We start from the raw sequence: 18,497 nt of genomic DNA on the forward strand, positions 1-18,497 counted from the left end.
GATGCTGATAACCTAATTTTATTCAACAAGTGATTAAAATTCAACAATCGTGCAAAAAAATGATTAAGGGGAATGTTAATGAGAGTATTAGTGTACGGGATGGGAGTATTAGGCAGTTATTTGGCTCATGCGCTAATTCGCGGAGGAAATGATGTCACTGTACTTGCCAGAGGGAAGCGAGCCGAACAATTGAAGCAAGATGGACTTGTTATTCGCCATTATTTTCAGCTTAAAAACACGATCGATCAAGTAAAGGTTATTCATGAGCTTCAAGTAGATGATCATTATGATCTCATATTTGTTGTGATGAAATACAATGACTTCTCCGCCGTGCTGCCTATTCTAGCTGAGAATCAGAGTCAGAACATTGTTCTTGTCGGCAATAATGCTGATGCCCATGGGATGCTAAGTATTTTGCAGGAAAAAAGCATTGTGAAAAAAAATGTCGGCTTCGGATTTCAAATTAGCGCTGGAACGCGAGAAGAGAGCGGCCGCGTAATCTGCATACGCGGAGGCGGACAAATGCTGCTAGGCAGTATAGACGGAGAGATCCCATTCAAGCCTTTATTAGATCATGTGTTCAAGGAAGCGAAGTATAAATTATCTTATCATGAAGATATGGACGCTTGGCTGAAAAGTCATATTGTCCCTATAGTCGCATTAAACTCTATTGGTTTTCTTCATAACGGTGATGTAAAAAAAGTATCCAAGGACAAGAGGCTGTTAAAGCAAGCCATATCCGTTATGGATGAGGGGTTTGAAATCCTCGAAAAATCAGGATATACGATCACTCCTGCAAGTCAAGTTAATAGTATACGAAAGCACAAAAAAGCTGTATACTATGCTCTTAAAATCGTTCATAAATTACCGTTTATGAAATGGGTGGATGGTTCCTTCAGTGAAATTGCAGCTTTGTTTGATTCGTTTGGTAAGTTGAAGCAGCCTTTAAACATCGCGACACCTCATTGGGACGAACTTGAAAATAAGGCGATTTCAAAGTTTTATTCAAATAAACATTAAATGAACGATAGATCGATTAAACTGCAGTATAGGAATGAATTGAATAGAAGAGAAGGAGTCTAGTGAATAGGCGGGAGATCAGGACAACCTGGTCTCTTTTTTGATGCATGGATATGAAGATAACTTGGGTTAAGCCTTTTTCATTCGGTGTAGGCCACTATCGTATCTATTAAATGAACAATGAATACAGCCCATCCACTTCGACGTTTCGTCCCAAACAAAACGGTATTAATTCAATAATGGCTATCTTTATGATCGAGACGATCACACTTACTCCTGTAGCAGTAGACGTAGTTATTCGAATTAATGGCATTCCTCGCATATCAGATCGTGAAAACTTCACACCTCGCATAGGCGTTATCGATGCGGCAGGAATTGTGCAATTGCAATCTTATGATGAAGTTGAAGTGTTCGCACGAGCCAATGGGGAGAATGGCGATATCGTAAGCGGGTTTGCTACACGATTCGAAGGTGCTAGAATTACTTGAATACTGTGATTTCAGCAGATAAAGAGGAACAACCAACTATAAGCAGATTAAGCTAATATAGTCGGTTGTTTTCATTTTCCACACATCGATTCTAAAGACCCGTTAAGCTTCAGTATACATCTCGTGCATATCGTTTGTTTTGTGACATTTCCTTCACAAACTGATCAGCTTCTTCGCTGCTTTTTCCTCCGTGCTGCTGGATGACTTGCTTTAATGCGGCATCGACATCCTTTGCCATGCGATTGGCATCTCCGCATACATAGAAGTGAGCGCCCTCCTGAAGCCAAGCCCATAGCTCTGCTCCGTTTTCCAGCATGCGGTGCTGAACGTATATTTTATATGTCTGATCACGAGAGAAGGCTGTGTCGAAGCGATGAAGGACACCATCTTTTTGCATATCCTCCAGCTCCTCTTGGAAATAAAAATCAGATTCAGATCTCTGCTCTCCGAATATGAGCCAATTTTTCCCAAGGGATCCTGTTGATCTCCGCTCTTGTAGAAAACCTCTGAACGGCCCGACTCCTGTTCCAGGACCTACCATAATCAATGGCGCATCAGGGTTTGTAGGAAGATGGAAGTGTGATGTTCTTTGAACAAATACAGGAACCTCCAATGCTTGCTCGGCACGATCAGCAAGAAAGACGGAGCAAACACCTTTTCGATCTTTGCCATTGAATTGATAACGTATGGTGGATACCGTAATATGAACCTCATTTGAATTAGCCTTTGAGCTGGAGGAGATGGAATACAGTCGTGGCTGCATAGGTTTTAACATGGAAAGGAAATCATTTGGACTAATAGCAATTGGAAATTCCTCAAGTACATCAATAATTTGGCGACCCCATAGCCAATTTTTGAGTTCTGCGCTAATCTCGCTTTGGAGAAGACGAAGAAGCATTTCATTATTTGATCGTTCTTGAAATGTCTGCAGGAAGGCAGGTGATATTCTAGTAATATCATAATGTTTGGTTAGTGCCTCAATAAGGGTTATTTCACCTTTATCCTTTACGGTGACCATGTCAGATGCCTTCAAGCTCGTCGCATTTATCATTTCCTCTACAAGCGACGGACAATTGGATGGCCATACCCCCAATGCATCTCCAACCTCATACTTTAGCCCGGAATTTTTTAGATCGAATATATAATGCCGCGTTTCTTTCTCGGAGCTGTCTTTACTGAGTCGTTTATTAGAAATGAGACTCACAGCGAGAGGATGGTTCCGATCTGAACCAGGCACTACGACAGCTTCCTTCGCGGCAGCCGATGTTTGAGCAGCATAAGCAAGCTCGTTTGTGCCAGAGGATGCTTCCTTGACAGCACCAGCTTGTTTATAATCATCTAACGCTTTCTCAATTGAAGTGGACCACTTATCTAAAGTTTCTTCGGAATCGGTATCGCAATCTGCGCGCGCGACAAGCCGTTTGCCACCGAGCTCTTCAAGTCGAGCATCAAGAATTTGACCGAATCCGCAGAATAGATCGTAATTAGAGTCACCGAAACCAAGAACAGAAAACTGGAGCTCTGGCAGTAGAGGGAAGCTTCCCGCTGACAAGGCTTGCCAGAAGCTGGAGCCATTATCAGGCGGATCACCAGCACCGAAAGTGCTTGCTATACATATAACAAGCTTCTCTGAAGCAAGTCCTTTAATCGAATAGCTGTCCATATTAGATAAATGCACTTCGTAACCAGATGTTTCTAGTTTTTTGGCAAATAGAAGAGCGGCATCCTCCGCATTGCCCGTTTGCGAAGCCCAAAGAACAGTTACACGCTGCGTGCTTGAACTGTCTTCTATATCCGATGAAGAAGGAGGCTCGAGTGTCGCAATTGAAGTAGAGACAGAAGAAAGCAATCCGTGTGATTCTGGCAAATATGTCCGGGAGAACATACCTGCAAGCATGCCGTCAAGCCAGTAGCGTTTCGACATCTCAAGCGGCGCAGAAGGCGGAAGAACTGGCACAGTAGCTACTGGTCTTAATTCATCCGTTCGCAAGCTAGCTATGAAACCTGTAATATAAATTTTCTCATGCGTGTCCAGTGTCATTGTTGAAGCTGATTCGATACCGAGCATGCTGGCAAGTGTATCAACTTTGGCCATATAAACTTCCTCCTTAACTTCGTCTCTTGCGTAATCTGACATGGAATCAAATGTATTAGTGCCGTTATAGACGGGATGTTTGTCAAGTTCCTCTATTGGGGCGGCAACACGAATAAGTGACACGGCACAAAACTTAAATTCAGGCTGAAAGGAAATTGGATCAATAGCGTCATTCGTTACATCGTTAATCACTAAGTTTTTGCCGAACACATCATTCCAATGAAAAGGTGCAAAGCAATTGCCAGGACGAACCCGGTCCGTGACGACTGCCGGCAATATCGCAAGACCACGTCTAGAATGAATTTCCACCTGATTATCTTGTTTAATGCCGAGGATAAAAGCATCTTCTGGATGTATTTCAATAAATGGACCAGGATTGAGCTTGTTCAGCTTAGCAATTTTCCCTGTTTTCGTCATGGTGTGCCACTGATGCTGCAGACGCCCTGTATTCAAGATAAGAGGATAGTCCTTATCAGGCAGCTCAGCAGGAGGCATATCAGGTCTTGCAAGAAATATACCTTTGCCGCTCTCCGTAGGGAAAACGATACGTGGACGGCTGCCATCTTCATTCACTTTCAATGTTTGGCTGATTCCATTGTTCAAATAACGAATAGGATTACGATCGTCTGTTTGCTCAGGTGCACAGGGCCACTGCATTGAGGTGTTGCGAAGCCGCTCATAGGAAGCGCCGCGAATATCGTATCCGGTCTTAGGATTCCACGCCTGTTGGATCTCTCGATATATCTCCTCGGCAGAGCTATAGGTGAACGCTTCGGAATAGCCCATTTCACAAGCAACGCGAGCAATGATCTGCCAATCAGGAAGCACCTCGCCTGGAGGACTTACAGCTTGCTGCATTAAGGTTAAGTTCCGTTCGGAGTTGATCATAACGCCTTCAGCCTCTGACCATAACGCCCCCGGAAGCATAATGTCCGCGTACTCGTTCGTTTCGGTCTGGAAGAAGGCATCTTGGGTAATAACGAGTTCAGCAGCTTCTAGACCTGCAATAACATTCCTCCGATTGGGAACCGTCGCTACCGGGTTTGTACAAATGATCCAGCAAGCTTTAATGTCGCCGGCCATCATGCTCTCAAACATCGTTACCGTACCTGTCCCTACTTCTGTTCGGAGTGTGCCCCGTGGCAGCTTCCACATATCTTCTATAAAAAACCTTTCCTTCTCTATGAAAACCGAACGTTGACCAGGCAAGCCTGGGCCCATATAGCCCATCTCGCGCCCGCCCATTGCATTGGGTTGACCAGTAAGGGAGAAGGGGCCGCTGCCTGGCTTGCATATTTTTCCCGTTGCAAGATGAAGGTTGCAGATCGCATTCGTATGCCATGTTCCGTGCGTGCTTTGGTTCAATCCCATCGTCCAGCAGCTCATCCAATTGGGAGCTGCTCCAATCCATTCTGCAGTTTGCCTAATATCCGCCTCAGGGATGCCTGTAATCTCAGACATTTTGTCAGGTGAATAGTCTTCCAGAAATTCAGGCATAGCTTCCCAGCCGGAAGTGAACTCTTGAATAAATGCATCATCGACATCCTTATTCTTCAGCAACAGATAGAGCAGACCGTTTAGAAGCGCTAGATCGGTACCTGGCTTAATCTGCATGAAAAGCGAAGCTTTATCTGCCGTTGCATTTCTACGAGGATCTACAACAATTAGCTTTGCACCTGCCTTTATTCGGTCCATTAACCTTAGAAACAGGATAGGGTGGCAATCAGCCATATTGGCACCTATTACAAAGAATAGATCACATTGATCCAAATCCTTATAGGAGCCGGGAGGACCATCGGCGCCGAGAGATAGCTTATAGCCGCTTCCTGCGCTTGCCATACATAGACGAGAATTGGATTCAATATTGTTGGTTCCTACGTAACCCTTGGCTAATTTGTTAATGAGGTACTGCGATTCGAGCGACATCTGCCCTGATACATAAAAGGAGAGAGCATCTGGACCATGCTTATCCAGAATCGAGCGGAGCTGCTTAGCTGCCCGGCTGATCGCTTTATCGATGGGCATTTGTTCCGCAATTCCTTTGCGAATGGGACGCATGTAGGCATATTCCATTCGACCTGACTCCGTAATCGCTTCGGCACAAGTATTTCCCTTCGTACACAATCTGCCGTGATTGGTTGGATGCTCTTTATCCCCCGTTACTTTGACAACACGATTGTCAGCTACTTCGAGTACGATGCCGCATCCTACTCCGCAATAAGGGCAGACGCTTTTTACAGTTCTGGTTGTCATAAAGATTCACCACCAACATCGTTGTATATGCAAGGCATTATTCCGAAAAACAACTATTCTTAACAGGTTTTAAACACTAGTTATAACTGGATATGCTCAAATATATATCGCGAAACGATCTAAGTCAATACATGAATGTAAGGTTTAATTACATAGAAGCGCTTGCATTTTTAATTATTTTAAAAAAATCAGATGATACGTTATATATCCTAACAAATATAGCTTGCGCTAAATAAATTCTTAGAGATGTTTCCATTGTGACGCAAGCATCAATCCTTTAAACTAGAATCAAACATGGTAGACAAGGAGCAGGATATGGCAAACAGACGATTACCCAAACACATTTATGAAGAGCTTGCTTCCTTTCGATATCGGATTCGAAAATTTATTCGTTTTAGTGAGGACGCAGCCAGAAGTAAAGGACTTACACCTCAATATCATCAGCTAATGCTAGCGATTATGGGATTTCCTGGCAGGGAGCATGCTACGCCGAAAGAGCTGGCAGAGCGACTGCAGCTTACTCCTCATGCATGTGGAGAACTTATTAAACGTTGTGAAGAATTTAAACTAGTAGAACGAATGCCTAATCCTCTGGATAAGCGAAGTGTGTTTATACAGGTGACAGCTTACGGAATGGAGCTGCTGGAGGAATTATCTGAGATTCATGCTGAAGAGCTGAAGAGGGCAGGCCTGCTCGATTTCCAGCATGATATGACGCGTTTAAACTGAAGGCTGACGAAAAGCATTACTGATTTGTTAAATCTTCATCGTAAAAAGTTCTTTTCTCATGGAGAAGAGGACTTTTTTTATTGAGAAAGAGAGATACGGGAAAATATAATGTCATATAAACTAACATATTTATATTGATTTGTATCGTTAAACGATATATATTGATGAAGGATGATGTGGTTTAGACGTTTTTAGTATGTTTTAGAAAAGAAGGGAGGGTGAAATGCGAATACGCTGTTTCCAACATGCCGCATTTGAGAACGCAGGAAGTATTGCAGCTTGGGCACAAACGCGCGGACATATTTTCGAGGTATCACAGTTATTTGCAAGTGATGCTCTTCCAACAGCAGATACTTGGGACTGGCTCGTGCTGCTAGGAGGGCCGATGAGTGTTAACGATGAGAAGGAGCATTCCTGGCTAAAAGCGGAAAAAGAATACTTGGCATCCGCTATTCGAAACGGCAAACCGATTATTGGCATATGCTTGGGAGCACAATTGCTTGCTGAAACACTTGGAGCTAGCGTTTATCCGAATGAGCATAAAGAAATTGGTTGGTTTCCTATTCGTTGGTTTCACGATGATAAGGAAAATTCACTTTTTCAAGCATTCCCAGACGAAGCTGTTGTATTTCACTGGCACGGAGAGACCTTCGATTTGCCCGCTGGTGCTAAGCTGCTGGCTTCAAGTATTGCCTGTAAGAATCAAGCATTTAGCTATGGCGATAATGTGTTTGGCTTTCAGTTCCACCTTGAAATGAGGGAGGACAATATTAGAAGTATTGTGGAGCATTGCAGGGATGATTTGGAACAATCACCCTTTGTTCAGCAAGTTGAATCATCTATGCTTGCACTTTCAGAGTGCGAGAATACACAGGCGTTGTTGGAGCAGTTTCTGGACCGCCTGGAAGCAAGAGCTTGAAGCAGATAAGGTTAAGGAGACAATAAAGAGCAGCTTCCGGAATAAAACAATTCGTAAACTACTCTTTAATCTTATCGTCCAGCCATATGCTAGGTTTCCATTAAGATTTCTCCCGTTCGGGTTAAATCATAGCCTGTAATGGATTGCAGCTCATTTCTAAAAGCGTCTGAACGTAGAATTTGCAGCAGTGAAGTGATCCATGCCTGGTTGGTTTCGGTTTTGAGCATGACGAGATCATAGCGTTCTTCAATTAAGGGTATAAAGTCTACATTCCCAACGATTGATGCTGCTTTCTCAACGCCTATGCCAACGTCTGCAGCACCCGACGCGACTTTCGAAGCTACACCTAGATGGTTGCTTTGTATGAAATCATAGCCTACTAGCGCACTGGCTTTGATTCCGTGCAGCCGCAGCTGCTCATCGAGTAATACGCGCGCACCAGCGCCTTTCTCACGGTTAACGATTCGCAAGCCTTGGGTGCTTAAATCCGACCAGCCTTTCATCGACAGGGGATTGCCTTTCTGTACGTACATTCCTGCATTTCTAGAGAGCAAGTTGACGACGATGTAGGAGGAACCTACGAGAAGTGCTTTGATATATGGCAGATTGTATTCACCAGTATCACCATCTAGCAAATGTGTACTTACAATATCAGATTCTCCGCGATACATGGAGATCAAACTGTCAAGACTTCCCACATAGGCTCGCAGCGGACGAATGCCATCGGTATTCAGCTCCAAATATTTCGCTAGAATGTCAAGACTAAGATCTTGTCCTGTTATAACGATTGGCTTTAGACCTGTACCTTGAGTCGGAGAGCTTGTACGCAGAGGCTGTTCCATAATCACCTTGTTCTCCGTTACATGCACGCCTTTGGCTTTTTGTTTATAAGCTTCGAGATCCGCAGGGTCGACACGCATTTGCTTACCAACTCGGTATGAGGGCAATTCACCTTTTTTTATAAGATCATACACCGTAAGTTTTGAAATTTGTAGAAGCCTTGCAATATCTTCAGTCGTGTACGAGACATCGCCGGTCATGATGCTCCTCCTTTTATGCTGAATTTCAGTAGGGCTAACCTTTTCATTGTACCATAGTAGGATGTGTACGTTTTGTTAATTGCATTTACATTGAGGTTATATTCCATATAATATGATTTAGATATATTTGAATATATTTAATATTAAACTAGGAGGCTATTTGATGTTCAAGAAGATTAAAGGTTATATGTTCTTATCTATTGCGTTAGCTATGATGCTCGTATTCGCAGGTTGCGGTACAGCAGAAAATACGAAAACAAACGCAAGCACAAATGCACCGGTTGAAAGCACAGCTGCACCGACCGAGCAGCCGACAGAACAACCGGCCGAAACGGTTGAGCTTATCATTTCTGCAGCAGCAAGCATGAAGGATGCCTTGACCGAGTTGCAGAAAACGTATGAAGCGGCTAACACAAACATAAAGCTGAGCTTTAACTTCGGTGCATCCGGAGCGCTTCAGCAGCAGATTGAACAAGGGGCACCTGCCGATTTGTTCCTCTCAGCAGCTGTTAAGAACATGACTGCACTTGTGGACAAGCAGCTTATTGATTCTGCTCAGCAAGTTAATCTGTTGAATAATGAACTTGTTGTCGTTGTACCAGCAGATTCTGCTGCAGCAATCGGTGCAATAGCTGACCTATCGAAAGCGGAAGTGAAAACAGTCGCAATCGGTATACCAGAGAGTGTACCAGCAGGCAATTATGCCAAGGAAGCATTGACAAGCGCCAACCTATGGGACTCCTTGCAAACCAAATCCGTACAAGGCAAAGATGTAAGACAAGTATTGCAATATGTTGAAACCGGCAATGCCGATGCAGGCTTCGTCTACAAGACGGATGCGCTAACTTCTGATAAAGTCAAAATCGCTTTTACCGTTGACCAAGCGAGTTACAAAGCGATTCAGTATCCAATCGGAATTGTGAAAGCAACTAAACATAGTCAAGAAGCCGAGCAATTCTATACCTATCTGCAAACGCAAGAAGCGCTGGACGTATTTGTGAAATACGGCTTCACTGTTCCTAACTAATCGTGGCAGCTATAAACTGGCAAGACTTTTCGTTGCCAATCCGACTTTCCTTACAGGTAGCGTTATTATCCAGCATCGTTGTTCTTATCATTGGTGTAGCGGCCGCATGGTGGATGGCAAAGCGAAGCTTCAAAGGCAAAACAGCACTTGAAACACTTTTCATGCTGCCGTTAGTACTGCCGCCAACGGTTGTTGGTTTTCTATTGCTCGTGCTGCTGGGGAGGAGAAGCTGGATTGGGGAATGGATAGAATGGTTATTCCATGCACCAATCGTCTTCTCCTGGTGGGCTGCCGTCATTGCAGCGATAGTGGTATCGTTCCCACTCGTATATCAAACCATGAAGGTCGGTTTCGCTTCTGTTGACCGGAATTTGGAAGATGCAGGACGTTCGATGGGAGCAAGTGAGTGGGCGGTATTCCGCTACATCACTTTGCCGCTCGCTTTCCGCTCCTTAACTACCGCTTACATTCTAGGCTTTGCGAGAGGCCTAGGGGAGTTCGGAGCAACACTTATGATTGCCGGTAATATACCTGGAAGAACACAGACGATTCCTACTGCCATCTATGTTGCGGTTGATTCAGGCAATGCCTCGATGGCTTGGGCATGGACAATCGCTATTGTCGTCATTTCCTTTGCATTGCTCTTTATTAGCCGAAGCAGATCATTATGATCTGCTAGTAGAAAACCGCCAATTTGGCGGTTTTTTTCACATCACTATACGATGATTACTGTGGGCGGATTTCTCACTTTTCACCAGCATGTAAATAGCTTATAATTATCTGATAAAAGAAGCTGATTCATTCTAGAAATAATTGACATGTACAATTGAATCGTTGTGACAAAACAGAATAGGTGTGTGATACGTCCACGCCTGAGCTTAGGTAATGCCTAAGCATGAACGCCTGCATGCTATCTGCAAATATCAGGGTATAAGGATGGTAATAATGAGCAACAGTGAAACGAAGACAGACGTCATCTTAATTGGTGCCGGAATCATGAGTGCGACTTTAGGGACACTCTTGAAGGAATTAGTACCGGAATGGGAAATTAAAGTGTTCGAGAAGCTTGATAGTGCGGGAGAGGAAAGCTCTAACGAATGGAATAATGCAGGGACAGGGCATGCTGCATTATGCGAGCTTAACTACACAACCGAAAAACCAGACGGATCGGTGGATATTAGCAAAGCAATCCAAATCAATGAACAATTTCAGCTTTCCATGCAGTTTTGGTCTTATCTTGTCGACAGCAAGCTGATTCGTAATCCGCAGGATTTTATTATGCCATTGCCGCATATGAGTATGGTTCAAGGAAAGCAAAATGTTTCGTTTCTGAAGAAGCGTTTCGAAGCGATGACGAGTAACCCATTGTTTCAAGGGATGGAGTTTTCCGATAATCTCGAGAAGCTGAAAGAATGGATTCCACTTATTATTCAAGATCGTTCATCGAATGATCCAATAGCGGCAACCAAAATTGACACCGGCACGGATGTTAATTTTGGAGCTTTGACGCGCGTTTTATTTGATCACTTAAAAAGAAAAAACGTCAACATCCAATACAAACACAGCGTTGATAATATGAACCGTACCAGCGATGGCGCTTGGGAATTAAAAGTTCGGAACGGCAGCGGAAACGTTGAACGCCACACTGCGAAATTCGTCTTTATCGGAGGCGGAGGCGGAAGCCTGCACTTGCTGCAAAAATCCGGAATTCCTGAAGGAAAACATATTGGCGGCTTCCCAGTAAGCGGAATCTTCATGGTATGTAATAATCCAGAGGTTGTAGCTCAGCACCATGCAAAGGTATATGGAAAAGCGAAGGTCGGAGCTCCGCCTATGTCGGTTCCGCATCTGGACACCCGATTCATTGATAATAAAAAATCATTGTTATTCGGTCCGTTTGCCGGATTCTCTCCGAAGTTTTTGAAGACAGGATCTATGTTTGATTTAATTACTTCCGTGAAACCGGATAATCTCGTTACGATGCTCTCAGCAGGTGCAAAAAACATGTCATTAACGAAATATCTGATTGAGCAAGTTCTGTTATCCAAAGAGAAGCGTATTGAAGAACTACGTGAATTTATCCCGAATGCCCGAATCGAGGATTGGGATCTTGTAGCAGCAGGCCAGCGTGTTCAAGTCATAAAAGATACGGTAGCTGGCGGCAAAGGAACGCTCCAATTCGGAACGGAAGTAATCAGTGCCTCTGATGGTTCGATTGCCGCACTACTGGGCGCATCTCCAGGTGCTTCTACTGCCGTTCATGTCATGCTTGACGTGATGAACAAATGCTTCCCGCAGCATATTAAAGAATGGGAGCCGAAAATCAAGGAAATGATTCCTTCATATGGCTTGTCATTGATGGAAAACCCTGAGCTACTGCAAGAAATTCATGCTTCAACAGCAGCATCACTTGGTCTAAGCAAGAAAGAGCTTGCTTACACTTAGCTATTCATTGAAGGAATGAACCTGATTAATCCGTAATTTATACTCAATTATTCATATTAAATAATAGAATCTTTGATCTAGCTATAGATTAAAGGTTCTTTTTGTTGTCTTCTTATTTGATTTGCTGGACATAAAAAAGCGTCGCTCCATCAATCATAATTGGAACAAACGCTTTTCAGTATGAAGTGACCGGAGGGACTCATTACTTTTGCTTCAGGACAGGGTCTCTGATCAACGTAGGAATGTACATCAGCAGAAAAATCGTACGACCCAAACCAAATATAAGAAAAGCAATCCACAGACCATTGTTCCCATAGGCGGGAACCAAGATCGGCAGACTAATGAAGAAGGCAGCAAGCGAGAGCAGCATCGAATTGCGGATAGGGGCCGTTTTCGTAATTCCCGTGAAAACACCATAGAATACGAGACCAAATCCAGTGACAATCGGGAATAGCGTAAGCCATCCATCGAATTGAACAGCCAGTTGTTTGATCAATTCGTTGTCAGTGAATAACGAGAGTAATGCTCCTTTTGTCAACAGGTACACGACTGCCAATACAATAGAAGCAATTCCTCCCCAGATGAAGGATAAATAGATGGTTCGTGATAGCTGCTTGCGGCTTCCTGATCCTTTTGCTTGCCCGGCATATATACTGCTCGCATTAGCCAAGCCATCGAAGCAATAAGCCATTAAATAATGAACTTGCAGCAGTATCGTATTCGCGGCCAATACTTCCGTACCGAACGAAGTGCTGCGTGCAGTAAAAAGATTAAACATAGCCAGTAAGCAAAGCGTTCTAATGAACAAATCCCCATTGGCACGAAACATTCCCTGCATATCTACAATTTTGAATTGTCCTCTCAAACGCAGAGAAGTTAAGCTCATATACGGTGAACGCATAACAAGCAGAACGCCTAGCAAAAAGGCGATAGCTTCAGCAAGAAGAGTAGCCACAGCAACTCCGCCAACTCCTAAGTGGAAGAACTGCACAAGCAACAAACAGAAAATGATATTCAGTACATTCATGGAGATCTGTGTGATGAGTGTATATTTAATATGTTTCATTCCCATCAACCAGCCAAGCAATACATAATTCATGAGCGTAAGTGGAGCTCCCCAGATCCGGACGTAGAAATAGACAGCTGCCCATTTCGCTACATCAGCGTCAGGTTTTATTAGAGAAAGTGAAGATTCCAGGATAGGCATCTGAAGAGCGATTAGGACGATTCCGATAAGTCCTGCAACAAGCAGAGGACGAACTAACTCGGATACTCCTTCTGAAAGATTTTCTTTTCCTCGTGCTTGAGCTGCGAAGCCAGAAGTGCTGACGCGAAGAAATCCGAATAGCCAATAGATCGTGTTAAATATTAATATGGCAATTGCCGTTCCTCCCAAATAAGCAGGATCAAACAAATGGCCGACGACCGCTGTATCCACAGCACCAAGCAGTGGTGTTGTAATCGTGGAGATGATTAAAGGAATACTCAGCATCAGATAAGCTTTGTGTGAAATTTCTCTCATCCTGCGAATACCTGCAGCAATTGCTTCGTATAGGAATGACGCTCATCGCTAAAGATTTGTTCTACTCCGAACTGATCGACAATATGACCATTCTTCATGACGATGATGCGATCACTCATGAAATGGACAGCCGCAAGGTCGTGGGAAATAAATAGATACGATAGGCTAAGACTTTCCTTCAGATCCTTTAGCAGATTAAGGATGATGGCTTGAGTCGTCACATCCAAACTTGCTGTAGGTTCATCAAGCACGATGAAAGCAGGCTCTGTACTGATGGCCCTAGCAATCGTAACGCGTTGCTTCTCACCACCGCTAAGCTCATGCGGGTATTTGAACAAATACTTTTCTGGCAATCCAACAAGCGCAAGAAGTTTCTCCGCAATGCCTATCCTACCAAGCCAGCTGTCCTGTGCGAGGAAGGAAGGCGTATATCCTTTATGTTCATCAAGCGGCTCCATCAAAGAATCTATTATGCGTACGCTTGGATTCAATGCAGTTGAAGCATTCTGGAAGACAGCACCCATACGTGCTCGCACCTTCCGTAGCTGTTTAGGCGCAAGGTTCTTCAGCCCAAGGCCTTCAAAGTAAATCTGTCCTTGCTGCCATTCTATAAGCGAAAGAAGACAGCGTGCCAGCGTACTCTTGCCGCTGCCGCTTTCTCCTACAATACCAAGACATTCGCCCTTCTTGAGATCGAAAGATATATGATGAAGAACGGGTTGCTCAGTGGAATAACATTTATGCAAGTTCATCACATGGACGATCGTGTTGTGTGTCATGTTTCATGTACTCCTTCTGGTAGTCCGAGCCTTCTTGGAACATGCGGAGAGAGCGGAGGAATCGCCGCAATCAATTGCTGTGTGTACGAATGGGCAGGGGCGTTCAACACTTGATCGACAGCTCCTTGTTCCACAATCTCACCTTTGAGCATAATAGCCACATGATCTGCGTATCGCCGCACATGTCTCAGATCATGCGTGATCCATAAGACTGACATGTCACGTCTTGCTCTCGCCTTTGAAATATAGGTTAAAACCTTATGTGCGGTTAGACTATCAAGCGCAGTCGTTGGCTCATCGGCAATCATTAATGCTGGATTCAAGATGAGTGCGGAAGCAATTGCCGCTCGCTGTAATTGCCCTCCGCTTAGCTCAGAGGGGTAGCTTCCATAAACCCGTTCACCAGATAGACTGACGTTAACTAATGCTTCAATGGACAATACTCGTCTTTGCGTACGATTGAGTGCAGTATGCGTAAGAAGCTGCTCATCAAGCTGCTTCCCAATCGTCATGAAGGGCGTGAAAGCTCCCTGATAATCTTGGAAAATATAACTGATTTCCTTCCCAAGAAATTGCCGCTTACGTGATGGAGATAGATCAGCTAGATCCGTACCTTGCCAACTGATGATCCCGCTTTGTTTAAGTTCTTTTGATAGTAATCCGCCTATGGAAGCAGCTGTTAAGCTTTTGCCGCTGCCGCTTTCGCCAGCCAAGGCGAGCCATCCACCTGCTTGTAGCTCCAAGCTAATACCTCTTACTAACTTATCGCGGCTAGAGTCGACGATGAGATTATGAATACTTAGCATGTGATTACGCTCCTTTCTTCATCCTCACATCCAATTTGTCACGGAGCCGATCTCCACAGATATTAGCAATAAGGACCGTAATCATTATTGCTATTCCTGGGGCAAGCATAAGGTGTGGAGCAGTATTGAAATAAACTCTTCCTTCATTCAACATGGAGCCCCATTCCGCTGTGGGAGGCTGTGGACCAAGTCCAAGATAAGAGAGAGAGGCGATAATAAGAATAATTTTACCAAGATCGAGAGCTGCAAGTACGAAGACATTGCCCATCACACGTGGAAGCAAATGCTTCTTTACAATCCTCAGAGCAGGGACGCCTGCCAATTCAGCTAGTTTGATATAATCTTTTTCTTTTTCCTGGAGTACGGTGCTTCTCACAAGCCTGGCATACCCAACCCACTTGACCGCTATCACGGCAAAGAGGAGATTGAGAAATCCTGGTCCGAGCAACCCACTAAGAACGATAGCAAATATATAATCAGGAAGCGTCATAAAGGCGTCAACGATACGTTTGAACATACGATCGTATAAGCCTCCCAAAAATCCGGTAAGCAAGCCAAGCGTAACACCGATCACCATGGAAATAGATAAAATCAGCAGGCTGGTTCCTACAGTAGTACGAACGCCTGCTATCATTCTTGACAATAAATCACGACCTAAATGATCCGTACCGAGTAAGTGTTCACTGCTTGGGCCTAGCAGACGATTGCCTATAATCAGCTTGTTAGCATCTTGCGGAGTTATTTCAGGTGTCATAATAATGACCATAATAACTAGAACAAATAATAGAAGAGTGGTGTATTTTATTCGTCGTTTCCCAGACTGCTGCTTCAACGCAGCTGTGGATCTCATGATTTCAACTTTCCTCTCCTCGCAATTTGCGGGTTTATCCAGCGGTAGGATACTTCCACAGCCATATTGATGCTAATTACGAAACAGCTCATTAGCAAGGTATACCCTTGAATAACGGGATAATCCCGTGCTGTTATGGCATTCACGACCCATTGTCCTAAACCTGGATAAGCAAATAACACCTCTATCACAACAGTTCCCCCAAGCAGACTGCCGATACTCTCACTTAAAATCGTGACCAAAGGGACTAGGCTATGCCTAAATGTGTGAAAAATGAACAAGCGTATGGGATGTATGCCTCTTGCTCTTGCGGAAGCGACGAAATCTTGACCGGCACTTTCAATCAGACTAGCGCGAATCATTCTTACATAAACAGCTGACATCGCAATCCCCAGCGTGAGAGAGGGAATAATGAGATGAAGGATGCTTCCTTCCCCCATAGGCGGCAGGATCTGAAGCTTAACAGCAAAGAGCTGAATAAGCAGTAAGCCTAGCCAGAAGCTAGGCATGGCAGAGCCAAGCAGGGAGAATAAGCGGCTCAGCTTGTCAATCCAGCGATTAGCATATATGGCAGACAACGTTCCGAACGGAATCGCGATTATCAGCATAACAAGTAATGAACCAAGAGTAAGCATTAGCGTATACGGCAGTTTTTCGATAAATTCAGTGATAACCGGCCTGCTGGTTATATAGGAATCCCCTAAGTTAAGCTGAAGCATCTGCCTCAGCCATATTCCGTACTGTACAATTAATGACTCATTCAAACCAAGCTCCGTACGCATAGCTTCTATTTGAACATTGGATACAGCTACATCATCTACTCTAAGTATACTTCGGACGGGATCCCCGGGAAGCAGCTTCAGCAAACAGAAGCTAATGAAAGACAACAGCAGGATGAAAAGTAGAAGTTCCAGCAGCTTTCGGACAATAGAACGCAGCATCTTATTCGATATCCAAATCTTTTGTCAGAAAATAATATTCACTTTTACTTGTTACCCAATTTTTCACCTGTTTACTGATTACGACCACGTTATTGGGATGAATGATAAAAGAGTTCAAGTAATGCTCATCAATATAGCTAACCGCTTCTTTGGCGAGTGCATAGCGATCTTCTTCCACAATTGTGCGATTAAGCTTCGTAATAATAGAGGTTAGCTCCGGCTCTTGATAGCCTCCGTAATTCAGTGCTCCCTCTGGCGTATAAGCAGCATTCAGGAAATAACTAGCATCACCGCGCGGTGCCGTAATCATACTGTATAAAGCCATATCCCAATCATCATTAATAGCCAAATATTCATCAATGTTATCTACCTGACGAATATCTAGTTGAATACCGAGCTCACTGGCATTTGCTTGTAAAAGCTGAGCGATCAGCGGAAGCTCGGCTCTAGATTGATAGGTCAACAACGTAAAGGCAAGCGGCTTCCCAGCGCTAGATATCATTCCGTTCTCCAATTCGTAACCTGCAGCTTGAAAAGATTGGCGAGCAGCTTCAGGATCAAATGTTTTTTTCGTATAGGCTGGCGAAAAAGGAGCCTCTGCTAGAAAAGGACCTGCTGCTGCAGTAGCTTGTCCAGACATCATACTACTTGTAATAGAATTACGATCAATTAATGCATCAAACGCTCTCCGAACTTCTTCTTTCTGTAGATCAGAATTATTCATATTGTATAGGAGTTGATGCGTCCTAAGACTGGTTAACGAGTCAAGTGTGATTGAAGAGTCAGCTGATAGCTGCTCCATGGATTCAATTGGCGGGCGGAAAATAATATGTGCGCTACTCGCCTGAATGGCTAGATGGCGTGCGTTAGCATCTTCATTGAATACCATTGTAGCTGTGTCCAATTTCACTGCACCACCCCAGTAATGGGCATATCGAGCAACATTCAGTTCACTGCCCGGTGAGAAGGAAGTGAGTAGAAATGGGCCTGTTCCAATTGGTGCTTGTGAGGTAGAAGCCTCAGCAATGATAGCTGTATTCGGATGTACCAGATAGGATGGAAGCTCAGGGAAAGGCTGATCGGTTGTTATCGTCAGCTGCTGTCCGTCAGATTTGAGTTCTCGGATGTGTAGAGCATTTTTGACGGATGGATTCTGCTTCTGTGCATGTTCCAAGGAATCTTGGACGGCCGCAGCGTCTACAGACTCTCCGTTATGAAAGGTAAGATCGTCTCTAATCTTAAATGTCCAATGCTGCCCGTCTTCACTGGTCCATGATTCAGCGATAGCGGGCTGCAGCTTCAAGTCATTGTCAATCTTAACAAGCGTTTCAGCTATACCAGCACGTACTGCCGTGTAGTTCGTATCCGTATGGGGATCAATAGTATTGCTCTGCACATTAAATAAGAGAGTAATATGCTTTGATTCCGTTGGCGTTGTGGCATTTGGTGTAGCTTTCTCTTGGGTAGAACAGGCGACGAGTACTAACAGAGCTAACAGTGGCAGAAGACTGGTTTTTTTAACAAATCGTATCATAACTAAATCCCCCTAAATCATTTAAATGTTTTAATAGTATTCATTACTA

At 44.0% G+C, this 18,497-nt stretch carries 15 protein-coding genes; 7 read left to right on the forward strand and 8 right to left on the reverse strand.

Annotated features, from left to right (window positions below):
• Positions 1–78 precede the first annotated feature (78 nt).
• Entirely contained in the window at positions 79–1,020 is a 942-nt protein-coding gene (locus FGT79_RS02975) for a ketopantoate reductase family protein (protein ID WP_138751295.1), read from the forward strand.
• Between the two features lie 239 nt (positions 1,021–1,259).
• The gene (locus FGT79_RS02980; protein ID WP_138751296.1) at positions 1,260–1,508 is read left to right on the forward strand and encodes a hypothetical protein; all 249 of its coding nucleotides are present in this window, start codon (positions 1,260–1,262) and stop codon (positions 1,506–1,508) included.
• A 109-nt stretch (positions 1,509–1,617) separates the two neighbouring features.
• Here the strand turns inward: FGT79_RS02980 and FGT79_RS02985 are convergent, their stop codons facing one another.
• Positions 1,618–5,856, reverse strand: a complete 4,239-nt coding sequence (locus FGT79_RS02985) for a sulfite reductase subunit alpha (protein ID WP_138751297.1) — start codon at positions 5,854–5,856, stop codon at positions 1,618–1,620.
• Between the two features lie 315 nt (positions 5,857–6,171).
• On the opposite strand from FGT79_RS02985, the gene FGT79_RS02990 reads away from it, so the two are divergent.
• A complete protein-coding gene (locus FGT79_RS02990; RefSeq protein WP_138751298.1) occupies positions 6,172–6,585 on the forward strand; it encodes a MarR family winged helix-turn-helix transcriptional regulator in 414 nt (137 codons plus the stop codon).
• A 223-nt stretch (positions 6,586–6,808) separates the two neighbouring features.
• Positions 6,809–7,504 carry a type 1 glutamine amidotransferase gene (locus tag FGT79_RS02995; protein WP_138751299.1) on the forward strand — a complete coding sequence of 232 codons (696 nt, stop codon included), beginning with the start codon at positions 6,809–6,811 and terminating at the stop codon, positions 7,502–7,504.
• Positions 7,505–7,593: 89 nt separating this feature from the next.
• Here the strand turns inward: FGT79_RS02995 and FGT79_RS03000 are convergent, their stop codons facing one another.
• A complete protein-coding gene (locus tag FGT79_RS03000; RefSeq protein WP_138751300.1) occupies positions 7,594–8,544 on the reverse strand; it encodes a helix-turn-helix transcriptional regulator in 951 nt (316 codons plus the stop codon).
• 163 nt (positions 8,545–8,707) lie between these two features.
• Between FGT79_RS03000 and modA the strand changes: the two genes are divergently transcribed.
• The 3 genes from modA to FGT79_RS03015 all read left to right on the forward strand — a co-directional run bounded on the left by modA (position 8,708) and on the right by FGT79_RS03015 (position 12,016).
• Positions 8,708–9,571, forward strand: coding sequence for a molybdate ABC transporter substrate-binding protein (gene modA / locus FGT79_RS03005; RefSeq protein WP_138751301.1), 864 nt, complete (start codon positions 8,708–8,710; stop codon positions 9,569–9,571).
• Between the two features lie 2 nt (positions 9,572–9,573).
• Positions 9,574–10,242 carry a molybdate ABC transporter permease subunit gene (gene modB, locus FGT79_RS03010; protein ID WP_138751302.1) on the forward strand — a complete coding sequence of 223 codons (669 nt, stop codon included), beginning with the start codon at positions 9,574–9,576 and terminating at the stop codon, positions 10,240–10,242.
• A gap of 274 nt (positions 10,243–10,516) precedes the next feature.
• On the forward strand, positions 10,517–12,016 hold the full coding sequence (locus FGT79_RS03015) for a malate:quinone oxidoreductase (RefSeq protein ID WP_138751303.1): 1,500 nt from the start codon (positions 10,517–10,519) through the stop codon (positions 12,014–12,016).
• Positions 12,017–12,218: 202 nt separating this feature from the next.
• Here the strand turns inward: FGT79_RS03015 and FGT79_RS03020 are convergent, their stop codons facing one another.
• Genes FGT79_RS03020 through nikA form a run of 6 tightly spaced genes read right to left on the reverse strand, consistent with a single transcriptional unit; the run spans position 12,219 to position 18,448 of the window.
• The gene (locus FGT79_RS03020) at positions 12,219–13,538 is read right to left on the reverse strand and encodes an MATE family efflux transporter (protein ID WP_138751304.1); all 1,320 of its coding nucleotides are present in this window, start codon (positions 13,536–13,538) and stop codon (positions 12,219–12,221) included.
• Entirely contained in the window at positions 13,535–14,317 is a 783-nt protein-coding gene (locus FGT79_RS03025; RefSeq protein WP_138751305.1) for an ABC transporter ATP-binding protein, read from the reverse strand. Before FGT79_RS03025 ends, FGT79_RS03020 begins: the two co-directional genes overlap by 4 nt.
• Positions 14,314–15,123 carry an ABC transporter ATP-binding protein gene (locus FGT79_RS03030; protein WP_138751306.1) on the reverse strand — a complete coding sequence of 270 codons (810 nt, stop codon included), beginning with the start codon at positions 15,121–15,123 and terminating at the stop codon, positions 14,314–14,316. The genes FGT79_RS03025 and FGT79_RS03030 overlap by 4 nt, the downstream gene beginning before the upstream one ends.
• A 4-nt stretch (positions 15,124–15,127) precedes the next feature.
• Entirely contained in the window at positions 15,128–15,973 is an 846-nt protein-coding gene (gene nikC / locus FGT79_RS03035; protein WP_138751307.1) for a nickel transporter permease, read from the reverse strand.
• On the reverse strand, positions 15,970–16,914 hold the full coding sequence (gene nikB / locus FGT79_RS03040) for a nickel ABC transporter permease (RefSeq protein ID WP_138751308.1): 945 nt from the start codon (positions 16,912–16,914) through the stop codon (positions 15,970–15,972). The genes nikC and nikB overlap by 4 nt, the downstream gene beginning before the upstream one ends.
• 1 nt (position 16,915) lies before the next feature.
• Complete coding sequence (nikA, locus tag FGT79_RS03045) at positions 16,916–18,448, reverse strand: nickel ABC transporter substrate-binding protein (protein WP_138751309.1); 1,533 nt, start codon at positions 18,446–18,448, stop codon at positions 16,916–16,918.
• Positions 18,449–18,497 lie beyond the last annotated feature (49 nt).

Origin of the sequence: Paenibacillus sinopodophylli (genome assembly GCF_005930355.1) — a bacterium.
GTDB lineage: Bacteria > Bacillota > Bacilli > Paenibacillales > Paenibacillaceae > Pristimantibacillus > Pristimantibacillus sinopodophylli.

Coding starts and splice junctions, on each gene's coding strand:
- FGT79_RS02975 (WP_138751295.1), top strand. CDS start 79: ATGAGAGTATTAGTGTACGGGATGGGAGTATTAGGCAGTTATTTGGCT.
- FGT79_RS02980 (WP_138751296.1), top strand. CDS start 1,260: ATGGCTATCTTTATGATCGAGACGATCACACTTACTCCTGTAGCAGTA.
- FGT79_RS02985 (WP_138751297.1), bottom strand. CDS start 5,856: ATGACAACCAGAACTGTAAAAAGCGTCTGCCCTTATTGCGGAGTAGGA.
- FGT79_RS02990 (WP_138751298.1), top strand. CDS start 6,172: ATGGCAAACAGACGATTACCCAAACACATTTATGAAGAGCTTGCTTCC.
- FGT79_RS02995 (WP_138751299.1), top strand. CDS start 6,809: ATGCGAATACGCTGTTTCCAACATGCCGCATTTGAGAACGCAGGAAGT.
- FGT79_RS03000 (WP_138751300.1), bottom strand. CDS start 8,544: ATGACCGGCGATGTCTCGTACACGACTGAAGATATTGCAAGGCTTCTA.
- modA (WP_138751301.1), top strand. CDS start 8,708: ATGTTCAAGAAGATTAAAGGTTATATGTTCTTATCTATTGCGTTAGCT.
- FGT79_RS03015 (WP_138751303.1), top strand. CDS start 10,517: ATGAGCAACAGTGAAACGAAGACAGACGTCATCTTAATTGGTGCCGGA.
- FGT79_RS03020 (WP_138751304.1), bottom strand. CDS start 13,538: ATGAGAGAAATTTCACACAAAGCTTATCTGATGCTGAGTATTCCTTTA.
- FGT79_RS03025 (WP_138751305.1), bottom strand. CDS start 14,317: ATGACACACAACACGATCGTCCATGTGATGAACTTGCATAAATGTTAT.
- FGT79_RS03030 (WP_138751306.1), bottom strand. CDS start 15,123: ATGCTAAGTATTCATAATCTCATCGTCGACTCTAGCCGCGATAAGTTA.
- nikC (WP_138751307.1), bottom strand. CDS start 15,973: ATGAGATCCACAGCTGCGTTGAAGCAGCAGTCTGGGAAACGACGAATA.
- nikB (WP_138751308.1), bottom strand. CDS start 16,914: ATGCTGCGTTCTATTGTCCGAAAGCTGCTGGAACTTCTACTTTTCATC.
- nikA (WP_138751309.1), bottom strand. CDS start 18,448: ATGATACGATTTGTTAAAAAAACCAGTCTTCTGCCACTGTTAGCTCTG.